The 23,728-nt window shown below is 67.9% G+C and carries 22 protein-coding genes; 17 read left to right on the top strand and 5 right to left on the bottom strand.

Translation table 11 applies throughout. The annotated features are described in order from the left end of the window. Positions 1-343 precede the first annotated feature (343 nt). The 17 genes from ABD912_RS12895 to ABD912_RS12815 all read left to right on the top strand — a co-directional run bounded on the left by ABD912_RS12895 (position 344) and on the right by ABD912_RS12815 (position 18,096). Positions 344-1,552 (top strand): CaiB/BaiF CoA transferase family protein, encoded by a 1,209-nt coding sequence (locus tag ABD912_RS12895; RefSeq protein WP_345151307.1) that lies wholly within the window; start codon positions 344-346, stop codon positions 1,550-1,552. Beyond that, positions 1,549-2,361, top strand: a complete 813-nt coding sequence (locus ABD912_RS12890; RefSeq protein WP_345151306.1) for a citryl-CoA lyase — start codon at positions 1,549-1,551, stop codon at positions 2,359-2,361. Before ABD912_RS12895 ends, ABD912_RS12890 begins: the two co-directional genes overlap by 4 nt. Positions 2,362-2,563: 202 nt before the next feature. Further along, positions 2,564-3,133, top strand: a complete 570-nt coding sequence (locus ABD912_RS12885; protein ID WP_345151304.1) for a VOC family protein — start codon at positions 2,564-2,566, stop codon at positions 3,131-3,133. Positions 3,134-3,348: 215 nt separating this feature from the next. Further along, positions 3,349-4,611 carry an acyl-CoA dehydrogenase family protein gene (locus ABD912_RS12880; RefSeq protein ID WP_345151302.1) on the top strand — a complete coding sequence of 421 codons (1,263 nt, stop codon included), beginning with the start codon at positions 3,349-3,351 and terminating at the stop codon, positions 4,609-4,611. A gap of 148 nt (positions 4,612-4,759) precedes the next feature. After that, positions 4,760-5,845: a zinc-binding dehydrogenase gene (locus ABD912_RS12875; protein ID WP_345151300.1), complete on the top strand. Its 1,086-nt coding sequence runs from the start codon at positions 4,760-4,762 to the stop codon at positions 5,843-5,845. 176 nt (positions 5,846-6,021) lie between these two features. Further along, positions 6,022-7,047: an ABC transporter substrate-binding protein gene (locus ABD912_RS12870; protein WP_345151298.1), complete on the top strand. Its 1,026-nt coding sequence runs from the start codon at positions 6,022-6,024 to the stop codon at positions 7,045-7,047. Between the two features lie 43 nt (positions 7,048-7,090). Next, entirely contained in the window at positions 7,091-7,966 is an 876-nt protein-coding gene (locus ABD912_RS12865) for an ABC transporter permease (RefSeq protein ID WP_345151296.1), read from the top strand. Positions 7,967-7,969: 3 nt separating this feature from the next. Continuing rightward, positions 7,970-8,824 carry an ABC transporter permease gene (locus tag ABD912_RS12860; RefSeq protein WP_345151294.1) on the top strand — a complete coding sequence of 285 codons (855 nt, stop codon included), beginning with the start codon at positions 7,970-7,972 and terminating at the stop codon, positions 8,822-8,824. 15 nt (positions 8,825-8,839) lie between these two features. Then, the gene (locus tag ABD912_RS12855) at positions 8,840-9,694 is read left to right on the top strand and encodes an ABC transporter ATP-binding protein (RefSeq protein ID WP_345151292.1); all 855 of its coding nucleotides are present in this window, start codon (positions 8,840-8,842) and stop codon (positions 9,692-9,694) included. 3 nt (positions 9,695-9,697) lie between these two features. Then, positions 9,698-10,789: a zinc-binding dehydrogenase gene (locus ABD912_RS12850; protein ID WP_345151290.1), complete on the top strand. Its 1,092-nt coding sequence runs from the start codon at positions 9,698-9,700 to the stop codon at positions 10,787-10,789. A 55-nt stretch (positions 10,790-10,844) separates the two neighbouring features. Continuing rightward, complete coding sequence (locus ABD912_RS12845; protein WP_345151288.1) at positions 10,845-11,153, top strand: Dabb family protein; 309 nt, start codon at positions 10,845-10,847, stop codon at positions 11,151-11,153. Positions 11,154-11,187: 34 nt separating this feature from the next. Beyond that, positions 11,188-12,156, top strand: coding sequence for an aldo/keto reductase (locus ABD912_RS12840; protein WP_345151287.1), 969 nt, complete (start codon positions 11,188-11,190; stop codon positions 12,154-12,156). 95 nt (positions 12,157-12,251) lie between these two features. Beyond that, on the top strand, positions 12,252-12,959 hold the full coding sequence (locus ABD912_RS12835; RefSeq protein WP_345151286.1) for a GntR family transcriptional regulator: 708 nt from the start codon (positions 12,252-12,254) through the stop codon (positions 12,957-12,959). A 509-nt stretch (positions 12,960-13,468) separates the two neighbouring features. Further along, positions 13,469-14,326, top strand: coding sequence for an SDR family NAD(P)-dependent oxidoreductase (locus tag ABD912_RS12830; RefSeq protein ID WP_345151285.1), 858 nt, complete (start codon positions 13,469-13,471; stop codon positions 14,324-14,326). Between the two features lie 229 nt (positions 14,327-14,555). Next, complete coding sequence (locus ABD912_RS12825; protein WP_345151284.1) at positions 14,556-15,482, top strand: SDR family oxidoreductase; 927 nt, start codon at positions 14,556-14,558, stop codon at positions 15,480-15,482. A 127-nt stretch (positions 15,483-15,609) separates the two neighbouring features. Beyond that, positions 15,610-17,184 (top strand): FAD-binding oxidoreductase, encoded by a 1,575-nt coding sequence (locus tag ABD912_RS12820; protein WP_345151283.1) that lies wholly within the window; start codon positions 15,610-15,612, stop codon positions 17,182-17,184. Positions 17,185-17,292: 108 nt separating this feature from the next. Beyond that, a complete protein-coding gene (locus ABD912_RS12815; RefSeq protein ID WP_345151282.1) occupies positions 17,293-18,096 on the top strand; it encodes an SDR family oxidoreductase in 804 nt (267 codons plus the stop codon). A 171-nt stretch (positions 18,097-18,267) separates the two neighbouring features. On the opposite strand, the gene ABD912_RS12810 is transcribed toward ABD912_RS12815, so the two are convergent. The 5 genes from ABD912_RS12810 to ABD912_RS12790 form a co-directional block, all read right to left on the bottom strand. Further along, positions 18,268-19,881: an FAD-binding oxidoreductase gene (locus tag ABD912_RS12810; protein ID WP_345151280.1), complete on the bottom strand. Its 1,614-nt coding sequence runs from the start codon at positions 19,879-19,881 to the stop codon at positions 18,268-18,270. Positions 19,882-19,943: 62 nt separating this feature from the next. Next, positions 19,944-20,783: an SDR family NAD(P)-dependent oxidoreductase gene (locus ABD912_RS12805; protein WP_345151279.1), complete on the bottom strand. Its 840-nt coding sequence runs from the start codon at positions 20,781-20,783 to the stop codon at positions 19,944-19,946. An 83-nt stretch (positions 20,784-20,866) separates the two neighbouring features. Next, positions 20,867-22,111, bottom strand: a complete 1,245-nt coding sequence (locus ABD912_RS12800; protein ID WP_345151278.1) for an acyl-CoA dehydrogenase family protein — start codon at positions 22,109-22,111, stop codon at positions 20,867-20,869. After that, complete coding sequence (locus tag ABD912_RS12795) at positions 22,108-22,845, bottom strand: GntR family transcriptional regulator (protein WP_345151277.1); 738 nt, start codon at positions 22,843-22,845, stop codon at positions 22,108-22,110. Before ABD912_RS12795 ends, ABD912_RS12800 begins: the two co-directional genes overlap by 4 nt. Positions 22,846-22,872: 27 nt before the next feature. Next, positions 22,873-23,700 carry a carboxymuconolactone decarboxylase family protein gene (locus ABD912_RS12790; RefSeq protein WP_345151276.1) on the bottom strand — a complete coding sequence of 276 codons (828 nt, stop codon included), beginning with the start codon at positions 23,698-23,700 and terminating at the stop codon, positions 22,873-22,875. Positions 23,701-23,728: the final 28 nt, after the last annotated feature.

Below are 23,728 nucleotides of genomic sequence, written 5' to 3'. Positions count from 1 at the left end.
TGAAAGTGCCCGCCGCGCCCGCGCCAAAATCCCGTGGTTCCGAGGCTCCCCACGGGGATGATTTGGATTCCGCTCCGGCCTGCGGCCGCTTGTCGGACAACTCGGAACTGACGCTCCACGGCGAGGCGTCGCCCGGGGAGGCCGCTTCTTCCGGCGCGTTCGGCAGGGCGCCGTTGGCCGACCCCTCGATCCGGAGCTCAAGCGACAAACGACCTACGGTTGACATCTTGTCTGCTTGACATACATTATTTGGGCCCGCATTCTGGGGAACATCCACCGCTGCGAAGCTCCGCCCGGCAAGTGGACCGAATCGTTATGGCCCCAAAGCTCGAAAGGAACCACCGTGATCAGCCTCCCCGAACCAGCGGTCACCACCGCCCCGGCCGCCCGCCCCCTTGACGGGGTGGTCATCGCCGACTTCTCCCGGGTGCTGGCCGGCCCCTACGCGACCATGCTGCTGGCGGACATGGGTGCGGAAGTCATCAAGGTCGAAAGCCCCGCCGGGGACGATACCCGCTCGTGGGTTCCGCCGGTGCGCCCGGACGGGGTTTCCACCTATTACGCGGCCATCAACAGGAACAAGAAGTCCGTTGTGCTGGATTTCGGGGACGCCGGCGACCTCGCGGCCGCCCGGGCCCTGGCCGCGCGGGCCGACGTCGTCATCGAGAACTTCAAGCCGGGCGGCCTGAAGCGCTTCGGGCTGGACTACGCATCGGTCAAGGAGCGCAACGAGTCGGTCGTGTACTGCTCCATCAGCGGCTTCGGCACCGCCGAGGGCGCCGCGCTGCCGGGGTACGACCTGATCGTCCAAGCGATGTCCGGCCTGATGAGCCTGACCGGCGACGCGGACGGTTCGCCCTACCGCGCGGGCATCAGTGTTTTCGACGTGATGGCGGGCCTGCATTCGACCATCGGCATCCTGGCCGCGCTGCGTCACCGGGAACGGACCGGGGAGGGCCAGCAGATCCAGACGTCCCTGATGGCCTCGGCGATGAGCGGGCTGGTGAACCAGACCTCGGCCTATGTTGCCGGCGGGGTGGTTCCGCACCGGATGGGCAATGCCCATCCCAGCCTCTTCCCCTACGAGCCGCTGCCCACGGCGGACGGGGAGCTGATCATCGCCGCGGGCAACAACGCCCAGTTCCGCAAACTCTGCACGGTCCTGGGAACGCCTGAACTGGCCGACGACCCGCGCTTCGCCGAGAACGCGCACCGCACCGAACGCCGGGAGGAACTGCGGCCCCTGATCGTTGAGCGCCTCAAGACGCGCCCGGCCGGGTACTGGTTCGACAAGCTCAACGAGGCCGGTGTGCCGAACGGGCCCATCAACACCATCGAGCAGGGCGTGGAATACGCGCAGAAACTCGGTCTTGAGCCCGTGGTCCGCGTCGGTGCCGGGGACCATGCCGTGCCCGGGGTGCGCAACCCCATCACGTTCTCGGCCACTCCACCGCGCTACGATCTCGCGCCGCCCCTGCTGGGCGAACACAGCGACGAGGTCCGCGCTTGGCTTGCGGCCGCACCCCAATCCACTACCAAGGGAGAAGCATGAGCACCACCATCGGCCAGGACGGCCTGCAGTTCCCCACCTCGCTGGGAACCTCCACCGAAACGGAAATCCGCCTCCTGGGCCACGACCTGGCCCAGGACCTGATGGGCAAGGTCAGCTTCGGGGAACTCGCGTTCTGGCTCGTGGCCATGCGCCGGCCGACCCCCGGGGAGCTGCGGGTCTTTGAATCCGTGCTCGTCGCCTTGGCCGACCACGGGTTCACCCCGACCGCCATCGCCGCCCGCGTGACCTACCTCAGCGCCCCGGACTCGATCCAGGGCGCCATGGCGGCGGGCCTGCTGGGCGGCGGGTCCCGCTTCCTGGGCGTCACCGAGGACTGCGGCCAGTTCCTGGCCGCAACACTGTTCGAGCGTGACGGACAGCTGCCGGAGACCGACGCCGGCTGGGACGACATGGCCCTGGAAGCCATCGCCAGGCAGCGGGCCGCCGGGAAATTCGTGCCCGGCCTGGGTCATCCCAACCACAAGGACGGGGACCCCCGGACCCCCGTGCTGATCGCCATCGCCGAGGAGGAAGGGCTGCGCGGACCGCACCTGCGCCTGTTCGAAGCCATCGGCCGGATGAGCGAGAAGGCGCTGGGCCGGAAGCTGCCGCTCAACGGCGCCGGCGTCTGCGGGGCGGCCCTGGCCGACCTCGGCCTGCCCACCGACCTGCTCCGCGGGTTCTCCCTGCTGGCCCGTGCCGCCGGATTGCTGGGGCAGATCGCCGAGGAACGCCGCAACCCGATCGCCAACGACATCTACATGGCGGTGGACCGCAACGCCGTGTACGTCGCCCCCGAGGGGATCTGACGGGAGAGGCGTCCGGCTCTGATAGGTCAAACCGAACCCTTGACGATATACTATCGTCATACAATAATTGTCGATGGAGACGCCGGACACATGTCCGCTCAGTGGGCCAGCACCGATGCTGGCGGCCACGTTTTCCCCGCCACGCTTTCCCCGGGGGGAGCAGGCGCTCCGGATCCTTGATTGACCACGGAAAGGGCCAACCATGACTACGACCAGCACCACCTCCGCGGCGGCAGCCATCGACGCTTCCGCCCTGCCCAGCCGTCTGCACCACAACGCGTACGTGACCAACGACCAGGAGGCCACCCGGGCCTTCTACGAGGACATCGTCGGCCTGCCCCTGACGGCAACCTGGCGCGAGGAGGATGAGCTCTTCGGCGCCGTCCGCACCTACTGCCACACCTTCTACGGCCTGGGCGACGGCAGTGCCCTGGCCTTCTTCCAGTTCGTCAATGAAGAGGACCAGAAGCAGTTTGGACCCAAGATGCCGTTCTCGCCCTTCCAGCACATCGCCCTGAAGGTGACCAAGGAGGTGCAGGACAGGATCGCCCAGAGCCTGAAGGCCTCGGACTGGAAGCCGGAGGAGACCTACGTGCTGGATCACGGCTACTGCACGTCGCTCTACACCTCCGATCCCAACGGACTGCTGCTGGAGTTCACCTACGACACCCCCGGCGTCGAGGAGAGCGACGAGCAGCGCCGCAAGACCGCGCATGCGGACCTCAAGGCATGGCTGGAAGGCCAGCACGAGAGCAACAACAACTACCGCTGATCCGTCCCCGGCGAAACGGTTCGGCCGCAGCCTCCCGGCTGTGGCCGAACCGTTTCTTTTAATGCTCCCCGACACCCCTTTCCGGAGGGCCGGCCGCATCCGGACGCCGGGGCGCGGGGCGAACTTTGCCAGGTCCCTACCCAACACCTTTACCTGCCAGTATGATGGTCATACAATCTAAAACGACCAGACGACTCATCGGAGGCACCGTGAGCATGACAAGCAGCATCCCCTCCGCCGAACGGGCGGGCGACGGCCCGTCGCAGGGCGCACCTGGACACGACCCGACACCGGAGGAGCTCATACGGAGGGCACAGGCGCTTCGTCCCCGGCTGCGGGAACTGCAGCAACAGCACGAGGAACTGGGCGGCTACACGCAGGAAATACATGACGCGCTGGTCGCCGCGGAGTTCTACAGGATCCTCCAGCCGCGGCGCTTCGGAGGCCTGGAGTACGGCCTGGAACTGTTCCTCCGGATCGCCGTGGAGATTTCCCGGGGCGACCCCGGGGTGGGCTGGTCCTTCGTCCTCGGGGCGGGCCACACCTATCACGTCTGCTCGTTCTTCGGGGAGCGGGCCCAGCGGGAACTGTTCGGGGAAGGCACCCTCATCGCCCCCTCCCGCACCATTCCCATGGGCAAGGCAACACAGGTTGAGGGAGGCTACCGGCTCTCCGGGACCTGGGACTACTGCTCCGGGTCGATGTGGGGAACGTACGCCCTGGTGGTCGCCCCGACCATTGGTCCCGACGGATCCTCCGGCGGGCTTCGCTTCTTTGCGGTTCCCCGTCGCGACTTCACCGTGCTGGATGACTGGGGCGGAGGCCAGACCATGGGCCTGCAGGCATCCAGCTCCAACTCGGTCAAGGTGGAGGACGCCTTCGTGCCGGAGCACCTGAGCGTCCACTACGACTTCCGCGACCACGTCCTGGGCGAGAGCGGTCCGGAGGGATTCCAGGTCAACCAAAACCCCCTCTACGTGGGACGCTCCCTGCTGTTCTTCAATGCCGAAGGTGCCGCCGTTATGGTCGGCGCGGCCTTGGCGGCCCTCGACGAGTACGAGGATCTGATGCGGCAGCGCAACTCCAGCTTCCCGCCCCGCCTGCCCCGAACCGAGACCCACGAATACCACGGCTGGTACGGGGAAATCCGGTCCCTGACCGACGCCGCGGAGGCGCTGCTCTTTGCCGGTGCCCGGCAGTACATGGAACTGGCCATGCGCTGGATGGAGACGGGGGAGGACTTCTCCCTGGAGCACGACCTGCGCCTGCGCGGCATCGTCCAGCAGGGCGTGCAGATGGCCAACCGCGCCGTCGACCTGGCCTTCACGACGGCGGGCACGTCGGCGGCCAAGCGCGGCTCCGCGCTGCAGAAGTACTACCGGGACGTGGGCATGTTCAGGACGCACATCCTGGCCCAGTGGGACGTCACCAATGCCGCGGCGTCGCGCTACCACTTCGGCCAGCCGCTGACGTTCTGACCCGTGCCGGCCGCCGCGGGTCCGGTGCCGTCCCGGCGCCTGACCCGCGGCACCGGCCCTCCCCGCGAGAACCGCTGCCGCCCAACGGGACGGCAGCCTACGAGCTTCCCGTCTTCACGTTCCCATTTTCACAGTGAGGTGAAACCCCATGCGTGCTGCAGTGCTTCGCGAATTCAATCTCCCCATCAGCGTGGAGGAGGTGGAACTGCTGGATCCGGACCCGGACCGCGTGCTGGTCCGCACCAAGGCAAGTCCCTTCTGCTCCACCGATGTCACGAGCTTCCATGGAAATCTCGGAAAGATTCCGCCGACCATCCTGGGGCATGCGTCCGCGGGCGAGGTCATCGAGGTGGGCAGCCGGGTGGCGGGCATCAAACCCGGCCAACGGGTGATCGTCCCCGGGACGCCCGAATGCGGGACCTGTTACTACTGCGGCATCGGACGTCCCGACCAGTGCTCGGAGCTCTTTGACCTGGGCGGGATCTATCCGGACGTCGCCAGGACCGCCGAGGGACAGCTGGTTTCCGCCGCCGGTTGCGTGGGCGGCTACGCGGAGATCATGAACGTCTCGAAGAACCAGGTGTTCCCGGTCGAGAGCGACCTGCCCTACGACGTGCTGGCCCTGCTCGGCTGCGGTATCACGACCGGCGTCGGGTCCGTCTTCAATGTCGCGAAGGTGCAGCCCGGCGACTCCGTCGCCGTGGTCGGCTGTGGCCACCTCGGCCTGTGGGCCGTGCAGGCGGCCCGGCTGGCCGGCGCCGCCCGCATCATCGCCATCGAGCCCCTCGCCGACCGCCGGGCCCTCGCCGGCGAACTCGGGGCCACCGACCTGGTGGACCCCTCGCTCCAGGACGCGGTGGCCGCCGTTAAGTCGGCGACCGCCGGCCGGGGCGCGGACGTGGTGATCGAGGCGGCCGGCGCCCCCGAGGCCCAGCGGCTGGCGCTGGAAGTCTCCCGGCGCGCCGGAACGGTGGTCTACAGCGGGGTGGACCACGGCACGGCCGAGGTCACGCTGCCGCAGATCCCCCTGGCCGTCCAGAGCCGGCAGCTGGTCAGCACCCAGAACGGCAACGTCCGGATGCGCCGCGACCTGCCCCGCTACATCGGCCTGCTTGAGCGGGGGCTGCTGGATGCCTCCCCGATCATCACCTCCCGCTACGCGCTGGACGAGATCAACCTGGCACTGAAGAAGTCCGAAACCAGGGACGACCTCTCCGGGGTCATCGTCTTCTGACGCATCCCCGCGGAACGCGGGCGCCGGACCGGAATGTAATACAACGGCTGGCAGCGGCATCTGAGGTCCCAAGAGGGAAGAAGTATTGTGATGGTCTTCACAATCATTCCTGTCTGCGCATACTATTGTCGTACAACTTTCCTTATTTCCGTCTTTCCAACTTGTAAGGGAACTCCATGAACCTGCTTTCCCAGCCGGCCCACCGCCGCTCCCGCCTGTCCCTGTCAGCGGCTGCCGTTGCCGCGTCGTCGGTCCTGCTCCTGACCGCCTGCGGCGGGGGAGGCAGCTCCGCCGCCGCCCCGGCCGCCGCGCTGGACCCGCACGCCCCCGAGGTCGCGGACATCACCGGCCTGAGCTTCCGGGCGCCGATTGCCGCCGGCTTCCTCCAGGCCGAAAAGGGCGGCGCGGCGGCCGAATATGGACTCAATCTGACGCTGGAGCCGATCGAAAGCAGCGCCACGGCCGTTTCCCAGATCGTTTCCGGGGACGTCGAAATCGCCCAGTCCAGCTACTTCGGTGTCATCGACGCCGCCCGGCAGGGGATCGACGTCGTCATCGTCAGTGAAAGCTACGCCAGCGGACCCAACGTCGCGTCCCTCGAAACGCTGCCGGACTCGGGCATAAAGGAACTGAAAGACCTGATCGGCAAGAAGGTCGCGGTCGTTTCCCTCAACAGCAGCCACGCGGTCAAGCTCAAGGACAGCATGCTTGAGCAGGGCTTGGATCCGAACGCGGTCGAGTTCGTGGAACTGCCGTACGGCGAGGTCGCCGCGGCGCTGCAGCAGGGAACCGTCGACGCCTCGAGCGCCACGGCCGCGTTCCTGGTGCAGGTCAAGGAGAAGTTGAACACCGTGACGGTCTTCGACTATGGCGCCGGCAAATACGACGGAATGGCCGAGTCGGGCTGGATCATGAAGAAGTCGTTCGCGGAGGAGAACCCCAACACCGTTGCGGCCCTGCAGTGCGCGCTGCTCAAGGGCACCGACCAGGTCAGGGACGAGGCCACCTACAAGGCCATCCTCAAGGACGACCTGCAGTTCAACGCCGAGGCGGTGGCCGGGGATGTCGCTCCCACCTTCGGCGCCGCGATCCGGAAGGAGCCGCTGCAGATGAACGCGGACATGCTGCACAACATCGGGGCCATCGACGAGGAGTTCGACATCTCCAGCATCACCATCCCCACTCCCGCCAACTGCGGCTAGCCGTCCTGCCTGGCCCAGCGATTCCCGGAGGGACGACACAGTCATGGCACTGTCCACTGAAACACTGAAAACGGGTGGCCGCGGGACCGGTTTCCGGGGCACCCGGAAGGCGGCCGCGCGTGGCACCGCCCCGGCAGCAGGCAACGGAAACCGGAAGCGGAACAGGATCCTGCTGGGCGCCACAGGGGTGGCCGGCCTGGGCCTGACCATGGAAGCGGTTTCCCGCGCCGGCCTGGTCCATTCCGATTTCCTGCCGCCGTTCTCCACGGTCCTGGGGGAAGCGGTGCTGATCTGGGGGCGCGAGGACTTCCGCGCCGATGTGCTCTCCACGATCGGCTCCTACCTGCTCGGGATGGGCCTGTCCGCGCTGATCGCCATCCCGCTTGGGGTGCTGTTCGGCCTCTCCGAGAGGGTCTACCGGGCCTCCCGCGCCGTGGTCGAACTGATCCGTCCCATACCTCCGGTGGCGCTGATCCCGCTGGTCGTGCTCGTGTTCGGCAACGGCCTGGAGATGAAGCTGGTCATCGTCGTCTTCGCCGCGGTCTGGCCGATCCTGTTCAACACCATGTACGGGGTGCACGACGTCGACAAGCAGGGCAAGGAAATGGCGCGCAGTTTCGGGGTCAGCCCCGCGGGCGTCATCCGCCGGGTGGTCCTGCCGGGGGCCGCACCCTTCATTGCCACCGGCATCCGGGTCTCTTCCTCCATCGCGCTGATCGTGGTCATCACCGTCGAGCTCATTGCCGGCGGGGCCGAGGGCATCGGGGCCTTCATCGCCCGCACCAGGGCTACCGGAACCGAGGTCGAACTGGTGTATGCCGGAACCCTGATGGCGGGGGTGCTGGGCCTGTCCCTGAATATGATCCTGAACTCGGCGGAGCGCCGCTGGTTCGGCTGGCAAAGCACGAAGGGAGCCTGACCGATGTCCACCACCGCCAGAGAATTGCGGGCACCCGCCCGGCCCGGGAAGGGAACGGCGGCACCGGGAGGTGCGGGACGGCTGGGTTCGCGCTTCGCGTACAGCTTCGGGCTGCTCATTGTGCTGCTGGTCCTGTGGCAGGCGGCCACCGCACTGAATCCGTCGCCGTTCTTTCCCACGCCGTTGAAGATCGGAACCCACGCCTGGAAGATGTTCTTCGGCGCCAAGGACGGGGCGCTGCTGACCGACGCCATGGCGGAGCACACGCTCCAGACGCTGGGGCGGGTGCTGCTCGCCTTCGTGCTTGGGTCGGTCGCCGGCATCCTGCTCGGCACCGCCACCGGCCTGTACCGGGTGCTGCGGGACGCCACCGACCCCGTGGTCGAATTCCTGCGCTCCGTTCCGGCGACCGCCACCCTTCCCCTTTTCATCGTCTTGCTGGGCGGCGAGGACAGCATGCGCGTGGCCTTCATCGCCTACGGCATCTCGTGGTACGTCCTGATCAACACCGCCAACGGCGTCGGGGCCATCCACCCCACGCAGCTGGCGATGGGCAAGGCCTTCCGGCTCTCGAAGTGGCGTACCCTCACGGGCATCATTCTGCCGGCGGCGCTGCCCAAGATTTTCGCCGGGCTCCGGCTGGCACTGACCGGGGCCCTCATGTTCGCCATCGTGTCCGAATTCATGCTTGCTACGAATGGAATCGGCTTCCAGCTCATCCAGTCCCAGGCGCGTTTCCAGATCCTGGACATGTGGGCGTGGATGCTGCTCCTGGCGGTCCTCGGACTGCTGCTGAACAGCGTCCTGGAAGCCATTGAACACCGACTGTTGGCCTGGCACCGCCTGGCCCGAAGCTAAAGAGCGGAAGAGGTTATGGATACCAACGCCTTCCCTGGCACCCAGGAAACACTGACCCGTGGCGCCGGCACACTCGAACCGCTGCTCAGGGTCGACAACGTCACCCACACGTACGGTTCGGGCCCGGACGCCCACACGGCGCTCAAGGGGCTCTCCTTCGAGATTTTCCCCCAGGAGTTCGTCTCCATCGTTGGCCCTTCCGGCGCCGGCAAGACGACCCTGCTGCGCACCCTCTCGGGCCTGTTGGCCCCGACCAGCGGCAGCGTCACCATCGAGGGCAGGCCCGTGACCGGCGTCCCCGAAGGCATGGCGATGGTCTTCCAGGACTACAGCCGCTCGCTGCTGCCGTGGCTGACCATCGAAAAGAACGTCGCCTTCCCGCTCACCAAGGACAGCGGAACCGCCGCCGAGCGGCGCGCACTCATCGACGAGAGCCTGGAGGTCGTCGGGCTGGGTGGACTCAACAACCGCTACCCGTGGCAGCTCTCGGGAGGCATGCAGCAGCGGGTGGCGATCGCCCGGGCCTTGGCCTACCGGCCGCGGCTGCTGCTGATGGACGAGCCCTTCGCTTCCCTCGATGCCCAAACCCGTGCGGACCTGGAGGACCTGGTGCTCTCCCTGCGCCAGCGCTACGGCGTGACGGTCCTGTTCGTGACGCACGACATCGACGAGAGCGTCTACCTGGCGGACCGGGTACTGGTGCTCTCCAAGGCCCCGGCCCGCCTCGTGGAAAACATCGAAGTCCGGCTGCCGGAGCCCCGTGACCAGATCTCCACCAAGGAAGACGAGACCTTCGTCCAGCTGCGCGGCCACGTCGCACGACTCATCCGCAGCGGCGGCGAGCCCGTCGACGCTGCCCAAGCGAGGTAGGCGATGCGGATCAGGGCGGCCATCCTGGAGCAGTTCGGCGTCCCGATGGCGGTCCACGACGTTGAGCTGAAGGAACCCGCCGCGGGCGAGGTGGTGGTGCGTACGACGGCCGCCCCGTTCTGCTCCACCGACTGGCTGGGGTGGAAGGCGATGCGGAACAAGTTGCCGCCGGTGATCCTCGGCCACACCGCGATCGGCATTGTCGAGCAGGTCGGCCCGGGCGTGGACCGCTTCAGGGACGGCGACCAGGTGGTGGTCTCGGGAACGCCGCAGTGCGGGGAGTGCTTCTACTGCCGGATCGACCGGCCGGACCAATGCGCGGTTCTGCTGGACCAGCCCGAGCCGCTGGTCGCGTTCAAGCAGGACGGCACCGAAGTCCGCGCCGCCGGGCGCGTCGGGGCCTACGCCGAGTACATCCTCGCCAACACGAACCAGGTCTGGCGGGTCGACAGCAGCCTGCCGGCCCGCGAACTGAGCCTGCTGGGCTGCGGGGTCACCACCGGCCACGGCGCCGTCTTCAACGTTGCCCAGGTGCGCCCCGGCCAGTCCGTTGCGGTGGTGGGACTCGGGCACCTGGGCCAGTGGATGGTTCAGGCAGCCCGGCTGGCCGGCGCCGAAAAGATCATCGCCCTGGACATGATTCCCGGCCGGCGGGAACTGGCCCTGGCGCTGGGTGCCACGCACGCCGTGGACCCGGCGGACGGTGACCCGGTGGAGCAGGTCAAGGCGCTGACGGAAGGGCGGGGCGTCGACGTTTCGCTGGAAGCCGCCGGCCCGGAGCTCGCCGTCCAGCAGGCCGTGATGATGTCCCGCCGCGCCGGCACCGTGGTCCTCACCGGAGTGCAGCAGTTCCAGGCCGAGGTGTCCCTTTCCCAGCTGGCGATTGCCATCCAGGGACGAACGATCAAAGCGTGCCAGAACGGGCAAACCGTCCCGGGTCGCGACATCGCCCGATGCCTGGAACTTTTGGAAGGCGGCCAGTACACGGCCGGCCCCATCGCCACCGCCGAATACTCGCTCTCCGAAATCAACGAGGCGATGTATGCCTCGGGGGAGCTCAGGGACCTCAGCGGAGTGTTCACCAGCTTCCGCTGAATGGCCGCCCTCGCCCAACCGTCTAGACGACAGACCCTCACAGCAAAGGACCCGCATGATCACCCACACGGTCATTTTTCGCCTGAATCGTCCCGCAGACACGGGACGGCGGGAGCAATTCATCGGCCTGTTGCAGGACTTCGGGAAGGAACCGCCGCACGGCCTGGGCCCGGCGAAGGTCCATCAGGACCTGCAGTTGCGCCCCGAGGGACGCAGCGTGAGCGAGGTGCTAATGGAGGTGCGTTTCGCCGATGCGGAAGCGTTCCAGCGGTACCTGGCGGACCCGAAGCACCAGGAACTCGTCAGCGGCGTGCTCGCCGCCGAGTGCGAGTCCTGGCTTTCGGTCCAAGCCGAAACCACCTAGCCGAAACCGCCTAGCCGAACCCGGGGGCAGGACCATGGAATATGTGAAACTCGGATCCACCGGCATGGATGTTTCCCGCCTGGCGCTGGGCTGTATGACGTACGGCGAGCCGGAGCGGGGACCGCATCCCTGGACCCTGGGGGAGGAGGCCAGCCGCCCCCTCATCAAGCAGGCGCTTGAGGCCGGGATCAACTTCTTCGACACCGCCAACGTCTATTCCGACGGCAGCGGAGAAGAGATCCTCGGGCGCGCCCTGGCCGACTTCGCGCGGCGCGATGAGATCGTGCTCGCCACGAAGGTGCAGGGACGCATGCGTCCGGGGCCCAATGGCGCCGGCCTCTCCCGCAAGGCGATTTTCGCGGAGATCGACGCCAGCCTGGCCCGGCTGGGGACCGACTACGTGGATCTGTACATCATCCACCGCTGGGACCCGGCGACCCCCATCGAGGAAACCCTGGAAGCGCTGCACGACGTCGTCAAGGCCGGCAAGGCCCGCTACCTCGGCGCATCCTCCATGTGGGCGTGGCAGTTCTCCAAGGCGCAATACACTGCGCGCGCCAACGGATGGACGCCCTTCGTGAGCATGCAGAACCACTACAACCTGCTCAACCGCGAAGAGGAACGGGAAATGCTGCCGTTGTGCCGGGACCTTGGCGTGGGGGTGACCCCATGGAGTCCCTTGGCCCGTGGCCGGTTGACCCGCGGTTGGGAGAGCACTACGCACCGGATGGAAACCGACGAGGTCGGCAAGGCACTGTACGACGACGGTGACCGGGAGATCGTGGAGGCCACCGCCAAGGTCGCCGCAGGGCGGGGGGTGCCCATGGCTCAGGTGGCGCTGGCTTGGCTGCTGCGCCAACCGGGGCTCACCGCGCCGATCATCGGAGCCAGCCGGTCCGAACAGCTCCGCGACGGCCTGGCCGCCCTGTCCCTCGCGCTGTCCGACGAAGAGGTTGCCGCGCTCGAAGGTCCCTACGCTCCGCGGCCCGTGGCGGGCATTTAGCGAGGTCCCGCCACGCTTCGCAGGGTGCGGTAGCATAAGGTGTGATTGTATGTCAGGCAGTTACTTACAAGATCTAACGAATGGTGGAAGGGATTATGTCCTCCTCGACAAATTCCTTGGCTGAGGCCTGGAACTCGAATCCGGTCGGCCGCGTTGCGGCGCCCCTGCGCGAGCAGGTCATCAATGCCCTGCGTTCGGCCATCCTGGACTTCAGGCTCCGGCCCGGCCAGCGGCTGGTTGAACGTGAACTCATCGAGCAGCTCGGGGTTTCACGCACCACCGTTCGGGAGGCGCTGCGGGAGCTGACCTCGGAGGGTTTGGTGACCGTCGTTCCGCAGAAGGGAGCGATCGTCAGCGCCCCGTCTCCCGAGGAGGCCCGGGACCTCTACGAGGCGCGGGCGGCGCTGGAGGCCGTGGTTGTGAAGCGCTTCGCTGAGCGCGCCTCGAAGTCCCAGATCATGCGGCTCGGAGCCGCGGCCGAGAGTTTCGCCGAGGTCATCGAATCCAGCGAAGATCCCGTTACCCTCTTGGCCGCCAAGGACGTCTTCTACGACGTGCTCATCGAAGGCTCCGGAAGTGCCGTGCTCCAGCAGTTGACGGAAGGCATCCAGGCCCGGCTCCGTGTGCTCCGGGCGACCGCCATGTCCAGCGAAGGCCATGCCGCGGTGGTGGAAGAACTGCGGGGAATCACCGCGGCCATCCAGGACGGCGACGCCGAGGGTGCCGCGCAGCTTTATGCCCAGCACATTCGGCGGGCCGCCGACAACGCGCTGCAGAGTCTGCAGGAGACCGACCAGGCCTGAGCCGCGGGGGCCAGGGGTCGCGCGCGGTGCGCCCCGCGGCCGTTCCGCGCCGGAGGCGTTCCATGGTCATAACGCGTTCAGGCCACCTCCAGCCTCGCGGTTTCGGCAGGCTCGACGGACTCCGTCGCCAACCCGGTTGGCGTCCCCAACTCCCGCGGCACGGCCCGGGTTTCCGTAACCCCGCCGCCTATCGCCTTCGCAGCCTGCCCGCCGTCGGCCAGCTCCGGCCAGCCACGCCCAATCGTGAGGGCCGCAGTGCGGGGCCGTCCAGCCCGGCGCCGTACGTGCGCCCTGCCAGCTCTCTTCGGGCGACTGGCGCCTCTTGAGTCTTGATTGTATGACCGTCTGATGATAGCTTGTGGGCAATTGTTCCGGCCCCGATTTCCGGCGATGCGGACCCGCCCGCCTTGGGGAGCCAGAAGGATACCTTCCGCTCCGCGTAATGCGAGGGGGCTTTGTGCGCCGGGACGTGATTCGTCCTGGGCCACGGGCCCGGTTGGGAGGTCTACATGCGGTTCCTTCAAGGCAGAGTGGCAGTCATTGCCGGCGGTTCATCCCGATCCGGGGCGGCACTTGCGCGGCGGTTCGCCGATGAGGGAATGAAGATCGTCCTTGCCGACGCGGACAAGCCGAGGGTGGACGCCCTGGTGGCGGAGCTGCGGGCCCAAGGGGCCGAGGCAATCGGCGTGCCGGCGAATTTGACCAAGCCGGGGGAAGCCCAGCGGCTGCTGGAGGCCACGGTGTCCGCGTATGGAGCCGCGCATGTCCTGTGCAATAACGCCTCGGTCCTCACCGGCTCCCTCCAAATGGACATGTGGCATTGGATAGCAGACGTGGATCTAGGCACCACCATCGCAATCTGCCGGGCCTTCCTGCCCCTGCTTGCCGCCCAAGAGGAGGCGCACATAGTCAACACCTGCGCCGCACCAGGGCTGACGGGCTTGCCGGCGGCGTCGCCGTCGCTGCGGGACGTCCACGCCGCGATGCGCTCCGGCGTGTGGGGGATGAGCCAAAACCTGAGCGATGAACTGGGTCGGGGGCACCCGAACATCGGGGTTTCCCTCCTGGTTCCCGAGTTCACCCGCACCGATGCTGCCCATTTTGCCCGCGCCATGGCCGGGGATCCCACGCAGGCCGGGTTGATCGCGCAGGCCGGGTTGATGGCGAAGGCCCCTGGCCGGACCCCGCTGCCGCGGGCGGCGGTAGGGCGCGATCCGCTGGCGATGGCAGGCCTGGTGTGCGATGCGGTGCGGAAGCGGCGTTTTTACGTGCTGCCGCACCAGCAAAAGTTCGCCCAGCTCTTGGATATCCACCTGCGGCGGCGAATGGATGTGAACGCGGCCCCGGTCCGTGCTCCCCGCCACTAGCGCGCTCCTGCCGGTGCGGGCTGGTCCGTGCTCCGGATGGTCCTCAAGGACCACCAATTCCGTATGTCGGTCATACAAGATCTTGTCATCCGGACAACAGTATGAAAGATTGTCGGACAGGCATACTGAAACTTTCGGACGGCTGTTCAGCCACCCGCATCCGCTTCGACATCCCGCATCCGATGCGTCCACCCATATCAAATCCGACTACTCAATGGAGAGCTTTCGAATGTACGTACTCACAGGCGTCAGTGGCTATTTGGGATCCGCGATGGCGGAGGAGTTGCTGGGACGGGTGAAGCCGGCCGAGCTCGTATTCACCAGCCGCAACACCGCGGCCCTGCGGAAGTTCGCCGAACGGGGCGCCAGGACCGTGGAAGCCGACTACGACAACCCCGAAAGCCTCGTGGAGGCTTTCGCCGGAAGCAAGCGCCTCCTCATGATCTCCGGCATGCTCGTGGGGCCGCACCGTCGCCGCCAGCACCGGAACGTCGTGGAGGCCGCCAAGCGGGCCGGCATCGAGCATGTCGTCTACACCTCGTACCTGGGCGCAGGAGACCCCGAAAACGATGCTTTGGTCACCCTCGACCACCGGTTCACCGAAGAGGCCATCATGGAGTCCGGCATGGGCTGGAACTTTATGCGCAACAGCCAATACGCCGACGCCATGGCCGAAGAGCAGGCAGCGATGGCTGTGGGCAGCGGGAAGAGCATCGGAAACACGGCCGACGGGAAGGTCGCCTTCGTCGCACGCGACGACGTGGCAGCCGTTGGGGTGGAACTGCTGCTCGGAGGCGGCACCCCGAACACGGCCTACGACATCACCGGTCCGGAACTGCTGACCTATGCGCAGGTCGGGGCGCTGATCCAGGAAGTCAGCGGCAGGGACATCGAGATCATCGACCTCACCGACGAACAGATGTATGCCATGTGGGACGCCCTCGGCGTGCCCCGGGAATCGACCGGGGACTTCTCCAAGTCCCCGGTTCCGTGGTGCAGCGACGACATGGTGTCTTTCGGCAGGGCGATCCGGGAGGGCGCCATGGCCGCCCACACCACCAACCTCACCGACCTCACGGGCCGGCCGGGCATCACCCTGCGCGAGCTTATGCAGCGGGCGGCACCCAACTGGACGGCACCCGCTGAACAGCAGTAGGAGAGCGCGGCGGCAGCAAGGCCCCGCAGCAGGAGCAGGACAACGCGGCGAAAGCCGCCACCTTGAGGCGCCGGCCCTCCATGAGGGACCCGGGCGCACTCACCACGAACAACGCGAAAGGACGCAGATGCAACAACGTACGGTCGAGGCCGCCGAACTTCCCGAGATCATGCTGGCCGAACTGCGGGAGGCGGTCGGTGAGGAGTGGGTCTTCGTTGAGGAGAACGAGCGGGACCAGTTCCGCGACCCCTACTGGCACCACAATGACCGCCGGTACGATTCCCAAGCCGTGGTGCAGCCGCGGACAACCGAAGAGGTCCAGCGGATCGTGGCCCTGGCCAACACGTACGGCGTGCCGATCTGGACGTCCTCCCAGGGCCGCAACAACGGATACGGCGGGCCCTCGCCGCGGGTCAAGGGCAGCATTCTGCTGAACCTGCGCCGCATGAGCCGGGTGCTGGAAATCAACCGGGAACTGGCCTACGCGGTCGTCGAGCCCGGGGTCCGCTGGCTGGACCTGCACCAGGCGCTGGAGGAGTCCGGGAACGGGGACCTCATGGTCTCGGTTCCGGACCTGGGGTGGGGCAGCGTCATCGGCAATTCCCTGGACAACGGTTTTACCTACCTGCCGCAGGCCGCGGACTTCGGCGCTCCCTGCGGCATGGAAGTGGTCCTTGCCGATGGAGAACTGCTGCGCACCGGGATGGGCGCCATCCCGGACAACAAGTCCTGGCACCTCTACAAGCGGGGCCTGGGTCCCGTCCTGGACCCGCTGTTCATGCAGTCCAACTTCGGCGTGGTCACCCGGATGGGCGTGTGGCTGATGCGCCGCCCCGAGGCCTATGCGCCGCTGTTCCTCACCGTCCCGCGCGACGAGCAGCTCGAAACGGCCATCGACACCCTGCGGGACCTGCGGATGGACGGGGTCATCCGCGGGCTGCCGGTAATCCAGAACACCCTCACGCTGGCCTCCCACTTCCCCGAGATCCTGGGGAAGTTCCAGGGGGCGGCCGGCACCATGCCCGATGGCGACATCCAGAAGCTCGCGGACGAGACCGGAGTGGGCCGCTGGGGCATGCGGACCGCGCTGTGGGGCGACCGGCCGGTGGTCGAACATCAGCTTCGCCGCATCCGGGAGGCCTGGGCAGCGGTCACGGGCGGGGAGGTCCGTTCGGAGCGCATCTACGCTCGGGACGAATGGGGGGAGATCACCGAATTCGTGGAGAAGGTCCAGGCCGGCATCCCCAGCCTGGACATGCTGGAGGCCATTCCGGAGAACATGGGACACATCGGCTTCTCCCCGGTGGTTCCCCTGGTCGGGAACGACGTGAGGGAAGTGGTCGACCTGCTGGAGGAGATCGTCACCACGCGTTCCGGCACGAACTTCGCGGCCGGCATCATCCCGATCAACGAACGGGCCTGCGTGATCGTCAGCGGCGTCAACTTCGACGTCACCGATGAGGAAGAGGTCCAGCGCGCGTACCAGATCGCCAAGGAAATGGTGCTCGAGGCGGGGAAGCGCGGGTATGGCGAATACCGGGCCCACATCGATTTCATGGACCTGGCCGCCGAGCAGTACTCGTTCAACGGCCACGCCTACCGCCGCTTCGTCCAGGGCATCAAGGACGCGGTGGATCCCAAGGGCATCCTTTCCCCCGGGCGCCACGGAATCTGGCCCTCCTCGATGCGCCCGGCCGAGTAGGGCCGTGGCGTCCCCGACGGAAACCCCTAACGGATCCGGCCCTGCGCCGGTCCGGGACCTTGTACCAACTGCCGGCCCGCGGGCCGCAACCCTGAGTGGAGGAAAACCATGACCACGATCAACGGGCGCCGCGCGGTCGTTACCGGCGGCGCATCGGGCATCGGCCGCGGGATCGCGGAGGAACTGATTGGGGACGGCGCGGAGGTGGTGATCGCCGACATCGACGAGGCCGCGTTGGCGGCCACGGCCCGCGAAATCGGCGCCCACGCCATTGCCGTCGACGTCGCCGACCCGCACAGCGTCCACGCCCTCGCGGAGCAGGCCGAGGCGGTGCTGGGAGGCGTCGACATCGTCGTCAACAACGCCGGGGTGGGGCCGCTGGCCCCGCTCGAGGACCTGACGCTCGCCGACTGGCGGTGGATCCTGGACGTGAACCTCTACGGCGTCATCCACGGGGTGCACGAATTCCTGCCCCGGCTCAAGGCCAACTCCCACGGCGGACACCTGGTGAACACCGCGTCCATGGCGGCCTTTTCTCCCGCGCCCGGGCTGGGTGCCTACGCGGTCTCCAAGTACGGAGTGGCCGCCCTCACCGAGGTGCTCGACCTGGAACTGAGGCAGGCCAACAGCGACGTGCGGGTGACCCTGCTGGCTCCGGGAACCGTCACCACCAACATCAAGGAAAGCCTGCGTCACCGTCCCGCCGGGGACGGGGAGACGGGGCTGCGCGACGTCGACATCTCCAAGGGCCTGGCCGGGGACGTCCGGTGGATCACGCCCCGCGAAGCCGGGCGGATCCTGTGCGACGCGATCCTGGGGAACGACCTGTACGCCATCACCCACCCCGAGTGGTGGCACATGGTGGACGAGCGGCAGGCGGCGATCCGCCAGGCCTTCCACCGGGTGGGGTAGCGCTCCACCCCAACCGCAGCGGCACCGCAGCCCCGACCGATGGATTCGGTCGGGGCTGCGGTGCCGTGGGGACAAGCAGCGTGGACAACAGCGAAAACCCGGTTCCGGATCCGGTGCGTACCGGACCCGGAACCGGGCTTCAACCAGGCGCCCCAAAGTGCGCGCGTGGCCTCAGGGAGTGCCGGCGTAGGATTCATCTCCCGCCGCGTCCTGCTGCGGTGCGCCTTCCGCCGCGCGGAAGCGCCGGGGCCAGATTCCGTGGCGGCCGGGGGAGAGGATGCCCTTGGGGTCCACGGCGTCCTTGATGCCCTGGACGAAGCGGCGGTAGGCGTGGTCGTTGAAGGAGTACTGGTCGGCGGCCAGGTCCATGAAGTCCAGGTGCGCCCGGTATTCGCCGTAGCCCAGCTTGCCCGCCTCGGCCACCAGCATCTTGGCGGTGTCGAAGGCGGCGCGGGTCTGAGCTTCGTTCGTCGTATCGAAGCTCAGGCTGGACACGATGAAGCAACTGCGGTCGTTCGTCGGGAAGATGGCGCAGACGAAGTTCGTGCCTGCCTGGGTGGTCACGAGGCCCTGGATGAGGTCCACGACCTTGCGCACCTCCCGTCCGACGAGCGGAACCACCGGTGAGAACCCCACGTGGCCCATGTTCTCGGGAATGACCTCCAGCATGTCCAGGCTGGGGACGCCGGCCTGGATCTTTTCCATGAAGGTGGAGATCTCGTGCCAGTTGTCCTTGGTGAAGGTCCTCTCATGGTCCACCCGGGAGCCCTCGATGGCACCCCAGGCCTCGCGGATGCGCTCGAGATGGTGCTCGACCACCGGCTTGTCGCCCCACAGGGCCGTCCGCACCCCCCAGCGGCCGATGCCGGTCCGGCCGGCCAGCTCGTCGAGTTGCTCCTCCGTCAGGGGGCCTTCCGCCCCCACGAAGGTGCCCAGCAGTTCGGGGAACTGCGCCGCCATGGTGATCGTGTTCTGGAGGTTCGGCACGCCCCGGATGACACCGTCGAGGCGCAGCTCGCGCAGGATGTCGACGGCCTGCTCGAGCTGGTCGTCCCGGGGAACGGTCAGGTAGACCGGCGCGTAGGCCTCGGGGCGGCGCATCAGCCAGACTCCCATGCGGGTGACCACGCCGTAGTTGGACTGCATGAACAGCGGGTCCAGGACGGGGCCGAGGCCGCGCTTGTAGAGGTGCCAGGACTTGTTGTCCGGGATGGCGCCCATCCCGGTGCGCATCAGCGAACCGTCCGCGAGGACCACCTCCAGCCCGCACTGCGCCGAGTAGTCGGAGCCGTAGGGGAGGTAGGTCATGCCGTTGTCCAGCGAATTGCCGATGACGCTGCCCCACCCGATGTCGGGAACGGACAGCAGGAGGTCTCCGTTGCCGGATTCCTGCAGCGCCGCGTAGAGGTCCAGCCAGCGGACGCCGGGCTCAACGACGGCGTAGGCCAGTTCGCGGTTGATCTCCAGGACGCGGTTCATCTTCCGGAAACTGATCAGGACGCTGCCGCGGACCCGCGGCGAGGGGCCGCCGTACCCGTTGTTGCGTCCCTGCGAGGACGTCCAGACGGGAAAGCCGAATTCGTCCGCGATGCGCACGATCTCCTGGACCTGCTCGGTGCCGGTGGGAAACACCACGGCGCTGGAGTCGTAGGTGCGGTCCTGCTGGTACCAGTACGGGTCGCGGTACCGGTCCCGCTCGTCGTCGGAGACCAGGATGTTGTCGGGACCGACGACGGCGCGGAGCCGGTCGATCGCCTCAGCGGGCACGTCGATGGGGTGGGTCATCACATCTCCTTTGATCGGGTGGAATACACGGCCGTCATGGCGGCCGCGAGGCCGGCGGCGGGCTAGCGGGACGCCGCGCCGTGCAGCTTCAGGATCTTCTCGTCCGCGACGTTCACGTCCCACAGGCCGGCCCCGCCGGCGTTGCGGTTGGTGTTCTGGATGTTGGCCCCGCCGTCGATGGAGAGGATTTCGCCGGTGATGTAGCTGGCGTCGTCGCTGAACAGGAAGGCCACGGAACCGGCGATCTCCTCCGGCTTCCCGGCCCGGCGCAGCGGCGAGGTGCCGGCGCGGCGGATCATGTCCGCCTGCCCGGCCTCGCCGAAAATGCTGGTGGGCACGATGCCCGGGGCGATCCCGTTGACCCGGACCCCGATCGGGCCGCCGTAGACCGCCGCGCCGTGGACCAGCCCGATCACCCCGTGCTTCGAGGTCGTGTAGGCCAGCAGGTCGTTGCTGCCGCGCAGCCCCGCGATGGAGGCGGTGACCACGATCGAGCCGGTGGTGCCGGTCTTGAGGTACTGCCGGAAGGCGGCCCGGACGCCGAGGAACGGCCCGCGCAGGTTCACCGCCATGACCCGGTCCCATTCCTCGACCGGAACGTCGACGAGATCGGCCAGGGAGCCGGCGATCCCGGCGTTCAGGTGGTGGAAGTCCACCTGCCCGAAGGCCTCCAGCGCCTCCTCCATGTAGTGCTCGACGCCGGCCTCGGTGGCCACGTCGGCCCCGACGCCGATGGCTTCGGCGGGCAGTTCCGCCGCTGTCTTTTCCGCCGCCTCGGTGTCCAGGTCGACGGCGACCACCTTCACGCCTTCCTCGGCCAGCCGCTGCGCGGTGGCCCGGCCGAGGCCGCCGGCGGCGCCGGTGACGATGGCGACCTTGTCCCTGAGTCCTGCATGTGCCATGGGGTTTGCCTTTCCTTGGGTGTGCCGCGGCGGTGGCGGTGGTGCCGCCGCCGAGATGGTGAGTGACCTGGCTTGTAAGTCGCCTAGGTGGTCAGTGGTCCGCCCAGCACGAAGCGCGCGGTGGCGGCGTAGACGGCGTCGAACTGCGCCGCGATGTGGGTGCGGTACATGGAGGCGTCGCGGTGGTACTTCTGCATCCGCGAACCGTTCCTGGCGGCGCTGGAGCCGGCGGTGGTGAAGGCCAGGTCCACGGCCTTGGTGGCCAGCTGCGCGGCCTGCTGGACGATGCCGCGCAGCCTGGCGTCGTCCTGCGGGGTGAATTCCTTCCCGCCCTCGGCCCATTGGCGGTTGAGGTCGGTGTACAGCTGGACGGCGCCCATGAGCAGGGTCTGGGAGGCCTCGGTCAGGGACATGATCTTGCCGTACCAGCGCTGGTACTCCGGCGACTCGGTGCGCGGCATGCGCGGCGGGAAGCTGGTGCCGCGCTTGAGCAGGTCCTGGTATTCGTCCAGGGCCGCCCACGCCGTGCCGACCTGGGTGGAGATGAGTTCGGCGTAGAAGAAGAACAGGCTGCGGCCCAGGTACAGCGGGTTGCCGTGCAGCTGGAAGCCCTCGGTGCCGGTGTCGCCCCAGTCGTGCATCTTGAAGTCGTAGGCCACGGCCATGTGCTCGGGGACAAAGGCGTTCTCCACGCGGATCGAATTCGAGCTGGAGGCCTGCAAACCGATGGTCCGGTCCCCGCCCCAATCCCCGAGGATGGAGTAGTCGGGGCGGGGGAGGACGAACATGTACAATTCCGGCTGGCTGCCGTCCCCGCCGGCGAGCGGGGCCACGGGCATCGCGTGGGTGCTCCAGGTGCAGCCCGAGTTGTAGTCCCAGGTGCCGTTGAGGATGAAACCGCCGTCGACCCGTTGCGCCTGGCCGTGTGGGATGGCGCGCGAGGGCGCCACGAACGGATCGGCGCTGAAGATCTCCGACTGGGCCTTCTCCGGAAAGTAGGAGGCGGCCTGGTAGGTGTGGCCGGAGCCGAGGACGAAGGACCAGCCCACCCCGGGATCGCCCCGCGAGATTTCCACCGCCACCCGGAAGAAGGTGTCCAGCCCGTACTCGAACCCCCCGTACCGGGAGGGCCGCAGGATGTTGTACAGCCCGGCCTCGGTGAAGGCCCGGTGGATCTCCGCGTTGTAGCTGCCCAGCGCCGCGTGTTCGTCCTGCAGCTCGCGCAGGCGCGGCCGCAGGGCGATGGCCCGGGCCACCAGTTCGTCCGGGCCGGGCACGGCACCGGCCCCGGTGGACAGCGCGGTCCTTGAATAGAGGCTCTCCGTCATGATGCCGCTCCTTCCCCGGGCCGGGGCCCGGCGCCGATGTCGTGCAGGCTTTGCAGCGCGGTCCGCGAGGCCTTGCGGATGTGTTCGGCGTACAGCGCCGCCGCGTGCTGCCCGTCGCGGGCCCGGATGGCCGCGATGACACCGCGCAGTTCGTCCACGGCCTGGCTGCCCCGGCCCGGCGTGGACATCGAGGCCGCCCGCAGCACGCGCACCCGGGCCTGGATGCCCTCGGTGAGCTGTTGCAGGGCGGGACTGGCGGCGCCGGCCAGGAGCACCTCGTAGAAGACGTCCTTGGCGGCCAGCACGGCCTGGATCCCGGCGCCCTGCGCGGAGGCCTCCGCAAACCCCTCCACGGCGGCGGCCAGGCCCAACGCCTGGGACCGGGAGGCCCGCTCAGTAAACCGCTGCACCAGCAGGGACTCCAGCGCCGCCCGGACCTCGTACAGGTCCCGGACGTCGTCGAAGCTCGGCGCGCTGACGATGGCCCCCTTTTGCGGAACCATCGTGACCAGCCCCTCGGCGGTCAGCTCCCGCAGCGCCTCGCGCACGGTGGTGCGGGAGACATCGAGCTGCTCGATCAGCTCCCGCTCCACCAGGCGCTGGCCCGGCTTCAGCCTGAAGTCGTGGATCGCCTCACGCAGGGCGGCCGACACCTGCTCGCGCAGGGGAGCGGCAACCCGGCCGACGGGACTGGAACCCCAGGCCTCGGCCAGCGAATTGGTGGATGTTGGCATGGTTCCTCGCTGCGCTGCCGCAGGTCCCTAGCGCACCAGCTCGGGCGCACCGGCGCCATCCGCCGCGCTGCCCTCCGCCGTCGTGCCCTCCGAGGCGGGGCGGGCGGCCCGGGCCAGTTCCTCGGCCAGGATCGGGAAGGCGGTGGTGGCCGCCTGCATGCCCATGACGCTGGCGATCTCCATGACCTCCAGAAGCTCCTCCTTGGTGGCGCCGTAGCCCAGGGCGTTCTGCATGTGCAGCTTCCAGCCCTTGACGTACAGGTGCGTGGCGGCGGCGTCGAAGGCGATGTAGATGAACTCCTTGACCTTCGGTTCCAGCGTTCCGGTTTCCCAGGGCACGGAGGAGAAGCCGGTGTAGGCCTCGAAGACTTCCGGGTCCAGTTCCAGCATCTCGTCCCAGAAGGAGTGCCAGTAGCCGCGGTTCCGGGTGAACCGCTCCTTGAGCTCCTCCTGGTACTGCGTCAGCGGTTCCGGGCCGGCGCGCAGTCCGGCCTCTTCGAGCACCTCCACCAGCAGCGGGACGCCGATGTTCATGGCGTGGATGCCCAGCGTGCTGGTCAGCTCGATGACCTCCATGATTTCCCCGGGGCTGGCGCCGTGGGCCAGCGCAGCGCGGATGTGCCGGCGCACGCCCGGGGCGTGCAGGTGGGTGGCGGCGGCGTCGACGGCCAGGTAGACCAGTTCCCTGGTCTTGGCGTCCAGGTGGCCCTTCTCGCACGGAACGGCGGCGAACCGGGCGTAGGCCGCCAGGAACCTCGGACGCAGGTCCAGGACGGACTGCCAGGCCCCGTCCCACTCGCCGTGGACGGCAATGATCTCGTTCTTGATGCGCTGCTGCTCTTCGGTCAGGCTCACGGTGGTCTCCCTGGTTTCCTAGTCGGCG

Origin of the sequence: Arthrobacter ginkgonis (assembly GCF_039540195.1) — a bacterium.
Taxonomy (GTDB): domain Bacteria; phylum Actinomycetota; class Actinomycetes; order Actinomycetales; family Micrococcaceae; genus Zafaria; species Zafaria ginkgonis.
This window is presented reverse-complemented; position numbering and strand designations above follow the sequence as displayed.